This window comes from Streptococcus sp. C150, assembly GCF_000187445.1.
GTDB lineage: Bacteria > Bacillota > Bacilli > Lactobacillales > Streptococcaceae > Streptococcus > Streptococcus raffinosi.
In genome coordinates, this window is the sequence record NZ_GL698450.1 from 105,705 (window position 1) to 118,791 (window position 13,087).

Consider the following 13,087-nt stretch of genomic DNA (forward strand, 5'->3'; position numbering starts at 1 on the left):
ACTCCCTGAGGGGGTGTTTTTGATTTATCGTGATACAGGCCTAGTTTATAAGGAATTTGTGCTATAATAGAGGGATAGGATAGGGGTGAATACTATGGCAAAATTGATGCCGGGTAGAGTCCGTAATGAGGGTATTAAACTATTCGAAAAGGGCGTAATTACCATTCATCAGGTCTCAGAAACTCAGTTGGACACAACAGTGGACCAACATCATTTAATTTATGCACTCAATGATTCTGAAATTACGTGTGACTGTGATGCTTTCGCTCAAAAAGGCTATTGTCCGCATTTAGCTGCAGTCGAGTATTATCTCAAAAATGATAAGGAAGGTCAGCAACTCTTAGCAGAACTGGAAGAGGAGCAAGAATCCGATCAGGGACAGGAGCGAGGCCATTCTTTTGGTGGTCTATTTTTAGAAGGGCTTTCTCTGAATGAAGATGATACAATTAGGTATAGCTTGACTGTAGAAGGTGAGGAGTCTACCTATGGTTCAGAAATTTGGTGGAGTTTACGTTTAAGACGTCTGCCAGATGAACGTTCCTATGTCATTCGTGATATTCCTGCCTTTCTTAAGCTGGTAGAGACTGAAGGGTATTATCAGATAGGTAAAAACTACTATGAACCCATATCGCTTATCCAGTTTGATCAGGCTTCACAATCATTTTTGAATTTTTTAGGGCGGATGCTTCCGGATGAGTCAAAGACTAATTTGGACTTCATGTTGCCAAACAATGCTCGCCACCTGCGACTCTCTTACGGTTTTTTCGAGGAGGGTTTGAAATTAATGCAAGAACTGGACGGCTTTAGTTTTGAATGGGAGGGCTTGGAATACCATCAGCTTTTGGTTGAAGATTTGACTGCTGAAGCCGACCTTTTCTCATTTGAGATTTGTGTTGAACCTAAAATGATTGAATTGACTGTTGCTGAAAAGAATAGCCAGGCGTTCTTTAATAATCGCATTCTCTTTTATCAAGGTGTTTTTTACCGTCTCAATCGCAAGCAACAAAAGCTTTTGGTTGGTTTACGCTCACTGCCTATCGGGAGTGATTTGAATAAGCATGTCAGTTTTAATTTGGATGAGCAATCCATTTTAGCTGCTAGTCTCTTTGATTTTAAAACTATGGGACCAGTTAAGGCTCCTAAGGCCTTTGATATCAAGGATTTTACGCCCAGATTTCATTTCGATTTGAAGTCTGAAAATGAGGTTACCTTGGCACTGGCCTTTGATTTTGATGGTCTTCTCGTGAATAATCACCATGAGTTGAGCCATTTAGGCTTTACGAGTAATTATCGGCATGAACAGGCTGTTTTTCGTTTGATGGACAAGTATGGTTTCCCTCCCGATTTTCAATCAAACAAATTGTTAAATAGCAGCCAGGAACTCTATGATTTCTTCACCAACACTATTCCAGCTTTTGAAAATGCAGGTATGGTCCTGATTGGGGAGACTTTGCGTGACTTACGTGTTGAGCAGAGTCCACAAGTTCAGGTAGAACGTCAGGGAAATCTATTAGATATTTCTTTTGATTTTTCAAATCTTGATGACGAGGACGTGGATCATGCTTTGGAAGCTTTGATGGAAAGCGCACCTTATTTCATCAATCGTAGTGGTCAATTGATTGTCTTTGATGAGGCGACACATCGTGTTAGCGAGAGTCTAAAAAACTTGAGGGCTCGTTATTCAGGACAGGGGCATCTGGAGCTGACTCAATTAGCTGCCTACCAATTAATGGATGCTCTTTCAGAGAATCATTCGGTTAGTTTTTCGAAGGATTTTCAACTGTTGACGCAACATTTGAGACATCCTGAAACCTTTGATTTACCGGCCTATCAGGTAGAAGTTGCGCTTCGTCCCTATCAGGAACGAGGTGTTCAGTGGCTGTCCATGTTGCACCACTATGGTTTTGGTGGCATTTTAGCCGATGATATGGGCTTGGGAAAAACCTTACAGACCATTGCCTACCTCTCTGCACATTTGGGAAAGGGACAACGTGTCTTAGTTTTGTCACCTTCAAGCCTCATTTACAACTGGCAAGATGAATTTAAAAAATTTACGCCTCAGTTAGATGTAGCGGTTTCTTACGGACTCAAACCTAAACGTGATGACATTATTGCTGAGGATCATCAGATTATTATTACTAGTTATGCTTCCTTCCGTCAGGATTTTGAGGCATACAAGGCTGGTAAATATGATTATCTTATTTTAGATGAGGCTCAAGTCATGAAGAATACGCAAACAAAGATTGCGAAGTATCTTCGTGATTTCTCTGTTCCGCATTGTTTAGCCTTGTCTGGAACCCCTATTGAAAATCATTTATTGGAAATTTGGTCTATTTTTCAAATTATTCTTCCCGGACTTTTGCCTGCTAAAAAAGCTTTTCTTAAGTTGACACCTAAGGAAGTAGCCCGTTATATTTCACCCTTTATACTCAGACGAAAGAAGGAAGATGTGCTTCCTGATTTACCAGATTTAATTGAAGTGACTCACCAAAGTGAATTGTCGGATGATCAAAAGGCGATTTATTTGGCGCAATTGCAACAGATGCAGCAAGGTTTAATCTTGGCCAGTGACCAGGAAATCAATCGACGTAAGGTGGAAATCCTATCAGGTATTACCCGTCTTCGTCAAATCTGTGATACACCTGCTTTATTTATGGATTATGCTGGAGATAGCGGAAAAATAGATAGTCTGAGGGATCTCCTTAGTCAAATTAAAGAATCCGACCATCGAGTGCTTATCTTTTCACAATTTCGTGGCATGTTGGATATTACAGAAGGTCTTTTGGAAGAATTAGGCATTTCCTCTTATAAATTAACGGGGTCTACACCATCTGATAGTCGTCAGGAGATGACCAGAGCTTTTAATCAGGGAAGTCGAGATGCCTTCTTGATTTCTTTAAAAGCAGGAGGTGTGGGACTGAACCTAACGGGTGCCGATACTGTTATTCTCATTGACCTTTGGTGGAATCCAGCGGTGGAAATGCAGGCCATTAGTCGAGCCCATCGTATAGGTCAGGAACAAAATGTCGAAGTTTACCGTTTGATTACAAGAGGGACTATCGAAGAGAAAATTCTTGAGCTTCAAGAGGGCAAGAAAAACCTTGTCACGACAGTTTTGGATGGCAATGAAAGCCGTGCCAGCATGACAATTGAAGACATTAAAGAAATTCTTGGTATTGCAATATCTTAAATTGTTATAATTGATATTTCAATACTAAAATACAAAATCCTACTAGGCAAATCTTTTGAATTAGGCTATAATAGAATACTGCAAGACGTATCTACCCATTCTCGATTGTTTTATTAAGATACGCATCATCTCGAAAATGAAAGGAAGTCTTTTATGTATCGCCAAAGACGACAATTTCCGCTGATTCCAGACGGGGAATCTTGCTTGCAAGAACCGGTCTCTATGCGCCTATACGAAAACGAAGATTTAATCACAAATATCCGTGGCCCTTACCAAGAAAAGGACTACAATGATTTATTACCTAATTATGATTTCTTGTCAGCTAAGCCTAATAATCGTAAGAAAGAGTCAAAACGAGTGGAGACGCATGAAGCTGGTATGACTTACGCTGAGGAAGCCCGTGAAAAGGCTAAGCGTGATGTTCGTGAGAAACGCCAAAAATTCTTGCGCCAAGAGGTTCAACAAACGAAACATACGACTAGCCGTCAATTGGCTACTAAGCCTAAGGAAGAAGTTAAACCAAACTTTGAGGCTACAGTTGAACCAGCTGCTATCACGACGGATAAAAAACCTGTGACAGCATCTATCTTGGGTGCTCCGGTAAGTGCTATCAAGAGAACTTTGGCACCTAATGGTAAACATTCAAAGATTCATCATTTGGCCAATCGTCTGCAACAAGATACTTATATCTTGGCAGAAGTGGCTCCAACTTATCAACAGCCTAGTAACCCTTCTCGTAAGAACGTCAAGAAAAATAGTTATGATTTCTTGAAACGTAGCCAGGTTTACAATTATCCAGAACGTCAAACTTACCGTGAACACCGAATTGCTCAAGAATTGAATTTGACGCATTTAGAAGACGCAAACTAATCGCAATGCGATTGTAAGGAGAAACTATGTCAAAAACTTATCATTTTATTGGAATTAAAGGATCTGGTATGTCAGCTTTGGCTTTGATGCTCCACCAAATGGGACACAAAGTTCAAGGTTCAGATGTGGAAAAGTATTACTTCACCCAACGTGGTCTTGAACAAGCAGGTATTCCTATTCTTCCTTTCGATGAAAAAAACATCACAGATGATGTTGAATTGATTGCTGGAAATGCTTTTCATGAAGATAACAACATTGAAATTGCCTATGCCGTTAAAAATGGTTATAAGTTCAAGCGTTACCATGAGTTTTTGGGTCATTTCATGAACCAGTTCACTAGCTTTGGTGTGGCTGGTGCACATGGTAAGACTTCTACAACAGGTCTTTTGTCACATGTTATGAAAAATATCACAGATACATCATACCTTATTGGTGATGGAACAGGCCGTGGTTCTGCCAATGCGCAATACTTCGTCTTTGAAGCTGATGAATATGAACGTCATTTCATGCCGTACCACCCTGCTTACTCAATTATCACCAACATTGACTTTGACCATCCAGATTACTTTACAAGTATTGATGATGTTTTCTCAGCTTTTGATGATTATGCAAAGCAAGTACAAAAAGGGCTCTTTGTTTATGGTGAGGATTCTTACCTCCGTAAAATCACTTCCAACGCACCGATTTACTACTATGGCTTTGAAGAAAATGATGACTTCATGGCTACAGATATCGTTCGTACAACGACAGGATCTAATTTCAAGGTGAAACATGATGGACAAATCATAGGGGAATTCCATGTGCCAGCCTACGGACGTCATAATATCTTGAATGCAACTGCGGTTATCGCTAACATGTATGTGGCTGGTTTTGATATGGCCTTGGTTGCTGAACATCTTAATACTTTCTCAGGTGTTAAACGTCGTTTCACAGAGAGAATCATCAACGGGACTGTTATTATTGATGACTTTGCTCATCATCCAACTGAAATCATTGCTACGCTTGATGCAGCACGTCAAAGGTACCCATCCAAAGAAATTGTTGCCATTTTCCAACCACATACCTTTACACGTACCATTGCATTGCTTGATGAATTTGCTGAAGCTTTGAATGAGGCGGATGCGGTTTATTTGGCGAAAATTTATGGTTCAGCGCGTGAAGTGGATCATGGAGATGTTAAGGTTGAAGACCTTGCGGCTAAAATTAAAAAGCCTGCTAAAGTTGTTACAGTTGAAAATGTTTCGCCTCTTCTTGACCATGACAATGCTGTCTATGTCTTTATGGGAGCAGGAGATATCCAACTTTATGAACGTTCGTTCGAAGAGCTACTTGCGAGCTTGCAAACACATATGTAATAGATTAAGAGCTGTAGCGATTTCGCTCAGCTTTTTCTCTTGATAGAAAGGAAATTGATATGCTTATTCGACACGCCCAAAAGGAAGACTGGGCCGATGTGGTTCGTATTGAACAGGACAATTTTTCGCCTGAAGAGGCTGCAACACCAGAGGCTATTTTAGAGCGCCTAGAGACTATTTGTGATACCTTCTTAATTGCTGAGATTGATGGTAAGGTGGCTGGTTATATCGAAGGACCTGTAATTGATAAGCGTTACTTAACAGACGACTTGTTTCATAAGGTAACTCCGAATGCCAGTGAAGGAGGTTTTATCGCAGTCACTAGTTTATCTGTCTCAAAAGAGTTTAAAGGGCAGGGTGTTGGGACGGCCTTAATTGCAGCACTTAAAGATCTGGCTATTGCACAAAAGCGTCAAGGGATTAGTTTGACTTGTCATGATTATCTTATTGCTTATTATGAAATGAATGGTTTTACTGATGAGGGAGAATCAGAATCAAATCATGGAGGTAGCTCATGGTACAATTTGGTCTGGGAAAAGTCTAAATCCCAGTGATTTCAGTATTAAGTTACTGTGACAAAGGGCTAATTGATTTGCATTAACTGACTTTTTAAGATATAATGGCGTTTGTTACTATAGAGGAGGTATGCCTTGACGGACAAGTTTAATGAACACTCGGAATCTGTTGAAGATAGCTTAAGTTTTAAACATCAGATTCTTCGAGATTTACAAGAAGCAACACGGCTCCGTTCTCTTCGTGAGGAGGAGCATAATAAAAGTGCAACTATGCCCAAGACACCACTTTCAACGTCAGCTGACAGCCAAAATACTCATACGGAATCAGCATCTAATAAAGTAAGTAACCAAGATTTTAGTTCGCATGCTGTTTCTGACAGTGATACAGCTAAATCTATGACTTCTGAGTCGAAACCAGATGTCCAAGGGAGTGTTAGTTTGTCTTCTCAGTCTCAAGCTGAGTCCTTAGGAGCTGACAGTCATTCAAAATCAGTATCTAGCCTAAAAGAACCACTTAATGAGGATAAGATTACCGATATTCCTCAACCTAAGGTAACTTCGAAGCGTCGTTTCCAACGTCCAGTTTGGGAAACAAGTCTTGATGCGGCCTCTGAGGAGGAATACATCCCTGCAGATGTTGCTCAGGAGCTCATTGAAGCCAAGTCTAAAGAAGCTATTTACACAGACCCTAAAGAATTGGAGGCCAAGATGACCTCAGATCTTAAAAAAGAAGATTTCTTGAAAGAACATCAGGTGACAAGTGATAACGCTGTATCAGAGGAGACTCAGCCAGATGCAGTCACTAAAGACAAAGAGGAGGATGAGAGCATTGCTCTAGCAGCTTCTGATAAACCTGAAAAGAAAAAGCGTAAGAAAACAAAAAAGAAAAAGGCTTCGCAGAAAGATGCCATCCCTGACGAAGTTGACGACGAAGAGCCAATTTCACGTTCTAACCGAAATCAAAAGCGTAATAAGAATAACCGCCGTGCTGGGAAGATTGCACGAAATATTATTATCTTCTTGATTCTTATCTTGTCACTAGCAGGTTTCTTTGGTTATCGTTACGTTAGTCAAGCTGTAGGGGCAAAGGATGTCAATTCGACTAAGTTTATCAGTGTCGAAATTCCTAAAAATTCAGGTAGCAGTTATATCGGTCAGCTTCTAGAATCAGCTGGTGTCATTAAGTCTGGTAAGGTCTTTAATTACTATACCAAGTTTAAGAATGTTTCAAATCTAAAAAGTGGTTACTATAACCTTCAAGCTAGCATGACCATGGATGAAATTATTGAGGCTCTTCAGAAAAAAGGAAGTGATAAACCTCAGGAGCCATCTCTTGGTACAGTCTTGGTTAAAGAAGGGTATACAATTGATCAAATCGCCAAGGCAGTTGAGGTTAATTCATCCGCTAAAAAGGGTAAAAAATCATCGACTGGACTAAAGTCAAAAGACTTCTTGAAACTTATGAAGGATGATGCTTTCATTGCTAAAATGAAAGCCAAGTATCCAACCTTGTTGGCTAATCTTCCGGATTCTAATCAGGCTAAATATGTTCTTGAAGGTTATTTATTCCCAGCAACTTATAATATCCATGATGATACAACGGTGGAATCTTTAGCAGAGGAAATGTTGTCTACGATGAACACTTATCTATCACCTTACTATGCTACGATTTCATCAAGTAATCATAATGTAAATGAAGTTTTGACCCTAGCATCTCTCGTTGAAAAAGAGGGAGCTACGGATGATGACCGTAAAAACATTGCCAGCGTCTTCTATAATCGTCTTAGCTCAGACATGGCCTTGCAAAGTAACATCGCAGTTCTTTATGCCCTTGGAAAACTTGGGCAAGAGACGACTCTAAAGGAAGATGCAAACATTGACACAAGTATTGACTCTCCTTATAATGATTATGTTCATAAGGGGTTGATGCCAGGTCCTGTAGACAGTCCGAGTCTATCAGCGATTGAAGCAGTGATTAATCCATCATCTTCTAAGTACATGTACTTTGTAGCTGATGTAACCAATGGAAATGTCTATTTTGCGGAAAATTATGAAGACCATCAACATAATGTTGAAACTTATATTAATAGCAAGATAAAAGATAAATAGTCTCATTGACTAATCAAAATCAAGGAAACAAGTAGTAATCTTGTTTCCCAAGCCAATCGGCTTAACAACAATAGAAAAGAGATAAACATGGCAGAAAAAACATATGTAATGACCCTAGCAGAGAAAGAACAACTTGAAGCAGAATTGGAGGAGTATAAACTCGTCCGTCGTCCAGAGGTTGTAGAACGTATCAAGGTGGCCCGTTCTTACGGAGACCTTTCAGAAAACTCTGAGTATGAAGCAGCTAAAGATGAGCAAGCTTTTGTTGAAGGTCAAATTCAAATTCTTGAAACAAAAATTCGTTATGCAGAGATTGTTGATAGTGACGCTGTTGCGAATGATGAAGTTGCTATTGGTAAAACAGTAGTCGTTCAAGAAGTTGGTACAAGCGATAAAGATACCTATCATATTGTTGGTGCAGCTGGTGCCGACATCTTCTCAGGTAAGATTTCAAATGAAAGTCCAATTGCTCAAGCCTTGATTGGTAAGAAAGTTGGAGATAAGGTAGCTATCGAGTCACCAGCGGGTAGTTATTCTGTTGAGATTCTTAGCGTTGAAAAAACAGCCTAAGCTAACGTAGCTCTTCCTAGGAAGGGCTTTTTGTTTGCTGTTAATATAGATGTAATCTAAAGAATGGCTAATAAGGTATGCCTCAAAATAACATAAGAAAAACTCTCTCGGAATTGCCAAGAGAGTTGATGCATTATTTTCGATTTTGCTTACCGGCGTTACGGTTTTTCTTTGGTTTATTAGCAATAGCTTGAGTATTTTTAGGTGTCACATCTTTGCGAGTGCCTGGTGTTTTACGAGGTGCTTTTGGAGGATTCTTTGCAAACTCTTCAGCAACCTTTTCTTGCAAGCGAGGCTTAATAATATAGTTGGTAATCAATTGTTGGATAATAGAGAAGATACCACCGACAAACCAGTAGAGGATTACAGCTGCAGGAGAGCTGATACCAAAGACAATCATCATGATTGGCATACTGTACATGGTTACTGCCATTTGCTTACGTTGTTCCTCAGGAACCTGTTGAATAGACAACCAAGATTGGAAGTAGTAAAGGGCAGCAATAATGATGATCAATGGGAAGTCACGGCTATTAAGATTAAACCAGAGGAAGTGATCATGTAGTACACCAGGAGTGTAACGAGCAGCATAGTAGAGAGCTGAGAAAAATGGAAGTTGAATCAATAAAGGCAGACAACCCACGCCCCCCATCAAGCTGACACCATTTTCACGTTGAGCCTGCATGAGTTCAGATTGGGCAGCCATCTTTTCTTCTTGAGTTTCAGCATTACGCAAACGTTCGTTGATTGGTTCCAAGATAGGTGCAAGGTATTCACGTTTTGCGGCTTGGTAGGCTGCACCACGAGATTGATGAAGACCAAGTGGCAAGATAATCAAACGAACAATGATGGTTACGAAGACGATACCAAGTCCGAACCCAAGTCCTAGATTATTTGCAAAGTAGGTGATGATGTGGCTCATTGGGCGACCAAGAAGGTTCCAGACCCAACCAGTAGGATTACCAGATTTATCAAGGCTCACACATCCTGATAGGAAGAAAAGCATGCTGGTAGCAAGCCCCATGAGGGCTAGTCGTTTTTGATTTTTATTCACAATATCATTCCTTTTGTTTTTTAGTTATACCTGTCTATTTTACCCTTTTTTAGGAAAGAGAACAAGCTAAAAATGGTAGTCCTATCTTAATTGGCCATGCGAAAATCACTGTAATTAGAGAAGTTAGCCATGGTGACATCAACGTAGGTCACCTTAGACCATTTTGAAGGTCCCTTTCGAACTTCTTGAATAAATTTGGCCAATTTGGCAGGCTGGTCAGATTGTGCTAGAATTTCAACTGTTCCGTCATCATTATTCCAGACCCGGCCGTAGATGTCACCGATTTCTAATGCCAAGGCATAAGTTGAGTAGCGAAAGCCAACGCCTTGCACCCTTCCTGAGACAATTAATCTTACTTTTTGCATGGTCTATGACCTCCTATTTGAAAGCTCTTTCTTTTAGTATAATCCTTGCTATAAAGTCGGTCAAGCCCAAGATTTATCAAGGAATTTTTGCTATAATGAGGGTATGGAAATCATTCAATCAAAGCAAAATGCTAGCATTAAGACTGCTAGAAAATTATTGCAAGGCAAGCATCGTAAAACTAGCTATCTTTTAGAAGGATGGCATCTTTTTGAGGAGGCCAAAGCAAGTGGTGCTGAGATTCTTCAAGTTTTCGTGCTTGAGGAGATGGCAGATCGTGTGGTAGATGTGTCTAAGGTCAAGTTAGTCAGCCCCGAGGTACTCAAGGAGCTCTGTGAAACTCAGACGCCTCAGGGAATCGTGGCAGAAGTTGCTAAAGAATCTCAGAGTCTGCCAGAGTCTCTTTCAGGTAAGTATCTTCTCTTGGAGGATGTGCAGGATCCTGGAAATGTTGGAACAATGATTCGTACAGCAGATGCAGCGGGTTATGACGGAGTTTTTTTGTCGGACAAATCGGCTGATATTTATAATCAGAAGACTCTACGTTCCATGCAGGGAAGTCATTTTCACCTACCAATCTATCGCGGACCAATTTTTGAGATGATTGAGACTTGCCAAAAACAAGGTTTCCCCATCCTGGCAACGACACTTTCAACTGTTTCCGTTGACTATAGAGCAGTTAAGACAGATGACAATTTTGCCCTAGTGATGGGAAATGAAGGCCAGGGAATTAGTCAGGATATGGCTGAGTCTGCGAATCAACTTGTACATATTAATATGCCAGGTCGAGCAGAAAGCTTAAATGTTGCTGTGGCAGCAGGAATCCTCATGTTTAGTCTCTAGGTCTCAGGGATGATTTTAGACGAAAAAGGAACCCCTTTTAAAGTAAATTTAAGCTCTAGTGGTATAATGAAAAAGCATTAGAAACGTTAATGAGGTATTATTATGAAACGACCAGAAGACGATAAAGAATTCATGGAAGTTGTGGGACATTTGATCTCACACCCACGTTTTCAAAAATTGGATGGAATTGTACAGCATCACCATTCGACACGTTTGAAACATTCGGTCAATGTTAGTTATACCAGCTACAAGATTGCTAAAAAATTTGGCTGGGATGCTAAGAGTACTGCTCGTGGTGGTCTTTTACATGACTTTTTCTATTATGATTGGCGGGTGACCAAATTTAATAAGAGTCATGCTTGGGTGCATCCACGTATTGCTGTGCGTAACGCTAGGAAGCTTGTTAACCTAAACAAAAAAGAAGAGGACATTATCCTCAAGCATATGTGGGGAGCAACGATTGCCCCACCAAAGTATAAGGAATCTTATATCGTTACCATGGTAGATAAGTATTGGGCGGTTAAGGAAGCGGCGACACCCTTACGAAACCGAATTAAAAATCGTAAGCATTTTCGTCGTAAGGCGCTACAAAGTCACCACCATTAATTTATTATTTTAAGGAGATATTTATGGAATCCAATGCAATTTATACAACTAGTGATACGGGATTAAACCGCTTTTTCGGGAAAATTTATGGCCTTGTTGGTATGGGAGTAGGTCTATCAGCAGTCATTTCTTATTTAATGTTGGGCCCCTTCTCACATCTTTTTGTTAATATTCTCATGAACTATTCTTGGGTTTATACGGTAGCCATTTTTGTTGAGTTAGCTCTGGTTTTTTTGGCTAGTGGTGCTGCACGAAAGAATACACCTGCGGCCCTGCCGTTATTCTTAGTTTATTCAGCTTTGAATGGTTTTACATTAAGTTTTATCATTGTCCAATACACGCAGGCTACTGTTTTTCAAGCCTTCATTAGTACTGCGATTGTCTTCTTTACCATGTCACTTATTGGTATTTCTGTTAAACGTGATTTGTCAGGAATGGCTAAATTCCTTATGGCAGCCTTGATTGGGATTATTGTTGCCAGCTTGGTAAACATCTTTTTAGCAAGTGGTACAATGAGCTTCGTCATTAGTATTATATCGGTCCTCATTTTTTCTGGATTAATTGCTTATGATAACCAAATGATTAAAAAGGTTTATTACGCTATGAATGGTCAGGTCTCAGATGGCTGGGCAGTTTCAATGGCGTTGAGTCTCTACCTAGATTTTATTAACCTATTCTTAAATATCTTACGACTCTTTGCAAGTCGTGACTAGTTAAAAAAATCAGCCAAACGGCTGATTTCAGATTGAAGACAAAGTCCTCAGAAGTTATACTTCTGGGGACTTTTCTTACTTCGAAGGAGTATAATAAAAGAAAAGGTATTTGATGAGGTACTCCTATGTTTCACAAAGATAATCCTGAATATAATCGTCGTCAAATAGGTTTCTATACACTTGATGAACTTGTGCCTAAAGACCATTTTCTAAGAAAAGTTGAAGAAACGATTGATTTTTCTTTTATTTATGATGTTGTTGAGGATAGTTATTCTTCAGATAATGGTCGCCCTAGTCTAGACCCTGTTTTGTTAGTTAAGATTCCTTTGATTCAATGTTTTTATGGCATTCGTTCTATGCGCCAAACCATCAAGGACATTGAAGTAAATACAGCTTACCGTTGGTTTCTTGGCTTATCTCTGGACGATAAGGTACCTCATTTTACAACTTACGGTAAGAACTATAGCCGACGCTTTCAAAATAAAGAATTGTTAGCACACATTTTTAGTCATGTGCTTCATCACGTTTTGGAGGCGGGGCTCATTGATCCCTCAGAAATCTTCATCGATGGGACACATATCAAGGCAGCTGCTAATAATCATAAGTACAAAAATGTTGTTGTTGATCAAAAAGCTAAATTCATGAGTGAACAACTGGATGTTGAGATTAATTTAGACAGGAAGAAGTATGCAAAAAAGTTCTTAAAGCCCGCCAAAAAAGGCGAGGCTAAATCTAAGAAACAATCAACGACTGATCCAGATAGTGGTTGGTTTCACAAGGGAGAACACAAGGAAGTCTTCGCTTATAATGCTCAGGTAGCTTGTGATAAACATGGTTGGGCCTTGGCTTATACAGTTGAAGCAGGTAACATCCATGATAGTCAGGCCTTTCCTGCTCTTTCG

12 protein-coding genes are annotated in these 13,087 nt (G+C 39.9%); 10 read left to right on the forward strand and 2 right to left on the reverse strand.

Annotated features, from left to right (window positions below; genetic code table 11):
* Positions 1-94 precede the first annotated feature (94 nt).
* From HMPREF0848_RS07855 to greA, 6 genes are all read left to right on the forward strand, one after another.
* Positions 95-3,190: a DEAD/DEAH box helicase gene (locus HMPREF0848_RS07855; protein WP_008535803.1), complete on the forward strand. Its 3,096-nt coding sequence runs from the start codon at positions 95-97 to the stop codon at positions 3,188-3,190.
* Between the two features lie 153 nt (positions 3,191-3,343).
* Complete coding sequence (locus tag HMPREF0848_RS07860; protein WP_004183735.1) at positions 3,344-4,060, forward strand: hypothetical protein; 717 nt, start codon at positions 3,344-3,346, stop codon at positions 4,058-4,060.
* A gap of 26 nt (positions 4,061-4,086) precedes the next feature.
* On the forward strand, positions 4,087-5,415 hold the full coding sequence (gene murC / locus HMPREF0848_RS07865; RefSeq protein ID WP_008535804.1) for a UDP-N-acetylmuramate--L-alanine ligase: 1,329 nt from the start codon (positions 4,087-4,089) through the stop codon (positions 5,413-5,415).
* A 59-nt stretch (positions 5,416-5,474) separates the two neighbouring features.
* On the forward strand, positions 5,475-5,969 hold the full coding sequence (locus HMPREF0848_RS07870; RefSeq protein WP_037609351.1) for a GNAT family N-acetyltransferase: 495 nt from the start codon (positions 5,475-5,477) through the stop codon (positions 5,967-5,969).
* A 96-nt stretch (positions 5,970-6,065) separates the two neighbouring features.
* Positions 6,066-8,039, forward strand: coding sequence for an endolytic transglycosylase MltG (gene mltG, locus HMPREF0848_RS07875; RefSeq protein WP_008535806.1), 1,974 nt, complete (start codon positions 6,066-6,068; stop codon positions 8,037-8,039).
* Between the two features lie 87 nt (positions 8,040-8,126).
* On the forward strand, positions 8,127-8,609 hold the full coding sequence (greA, locus tag HMPREF0848_RS07880; protein ID WP_004183726.1) for a transcription elongation factor GreA: 483 nt from the start codon (positions 8,127-8,129) through the stop codon (positions 8,607-8,609).
* Positions 8,610-8,742: 133 nt separating this feature from the next.
* On the opposite strand, the gene yidC is transcribed toward greA, so the two are convergent.
* The gene (gene yidC, locus HMPREF0848_RS07885) at positions 8,743-9,660 is read right to left on the reverse strand and encodes a membrane protein insertase YidC (RefSeq protein WP_004183725.1); all 918 of its coding nucleotides are present in this window, start codon (positions 9,658-9,660) and stop codon (positions 8,743-8,745) included.
* Positions 9,661-9,746: 86 nt separating this feature from the next.
* Complete coding sequence (locus HMPREF0848_RS07890) at positions 9,747-10,025, reverse strand: acylphosphatase (RefSeq protein ID WP_004183724.1); 279 nt, start codon at positions 10,023-10,025, stop codon at positions 9,747-9,749.
* Between the two features lie 103 nt (positions 10,026-10,128).
* Between HMPREF0848_RS07890 and HMPREF0848_RS07895 the strand changes: the two genes are divergently transcribed.
* The 4 genes from HMPREF0848_RS07895 to HMPREF0848_RS07910 all read left to right on the forward strand — a co-directional run.
* A complete protein-coding gene (locus HMPREF0848_RS07895) occupies positions 10,129-10,866 on the forward strand; it encodes a TrmH family RNA methyltransferase (protein WP_008535807.1) in 738 nt (245 codons plus the stop codon).
* Positions 10,867-10,968: 102 nt separating this feature from the next.
* On the forward strand, positions 10,969-11,472 hold the full coding sequence (locus tag HMPREF0848_RS07900; protein WP_004183722.1) for an HD domain-containing protein: 504 nt from the start codon (positions 10,969-10,971) through the stop codon (positions 11,470-11,472).
* A 23-nt stretch (positions 11,473-11,495) separates the two neighbouring features.
* Complete coding sequence (locus tag HMPREF0848_RS07905) at positions 11,496-12,185, forward strand: Bax inhibitor-1/YccA family protein (protein ID WP_008535808.1); 690 nt, start codon at positions 11,496-11,498, stop codon at positions 12,183-12,185.
* A 125-nt stretch (positions 12,186-12,310) separates the two neighbouring features.
* On the forward strand, positions 12,311-13,087 hold a 777-nt coding region (locus tag HMPREF0848_RS07910; RefSeq protein ID WP_008535809.1), incomplete at its 3' end, for an IS1182 family transposase.

Bases quoted from the DNA above. Each gene is read 5' to 3' on its own strand.
- HMPREF0848_RS07855 (WP_008535803.1), top strand. From the start codon at position 95: ATGGCAAAATTGATGCCGGGTAGAGTCCGTAATGAGGGTATTAAACTA.
- HMPREF0848_RS07860 (WP_004183735.1), top strand. From the start codon at position 3,344: ATGTATCGCCAAAGACGACAATTTCCGCTGATTCCAGACGGGGAATCT.
- murC (WP_008535804.1), top strand. From the start codon at position 4,087: ATGTCAAAAACTTATCATTTTATTGGAATTAAAGGATCTGGTATGTCA.
- HMPREF0848_RS07870 (WP_037609351.1), top strand. From the start codon at position 5,475: ATGCTTATTCGACACGCCCAAAAGGAAGACTGGGCCGATGTGGTTCGT.
- greA (WP_004183726.1), top strand. From the start codon at position 8,127: ATGGCAGAAAAAACATATGTAATGACCCTAGCAGAGAAAGAACAACTT.
- HMPREF0848_RS07890 (WP_004183724.1), bottom strand. From the start codon at position 10,025: ATGCAAAAAGTAAGATTAATTGTCTCAGGAAGGGTGCAAGGCGTTGGC.
- HMPREF0848_RS07895 (WP_008535807.1), top strand. From the start codon at position 10,129: ATGGAAATCATTCAATCAAAGCAAAATGCTAGCATTAAGACTGCTAGA.
- HMPREF0848_RS07900 (WP_004183722.1), top strand. From the start codon at position 10,969: ATGAAACGACCAGAAGACGATAAAGAATTCATGGAAGTTGTGGGACAT.
- HMPREF0848_RS07905 (WP_008535808.1), top strand. From the start codon at position 11,496: ATGGAATCCAATGCAATTTATACAACTAGTGATACGGGATTAAACCGC.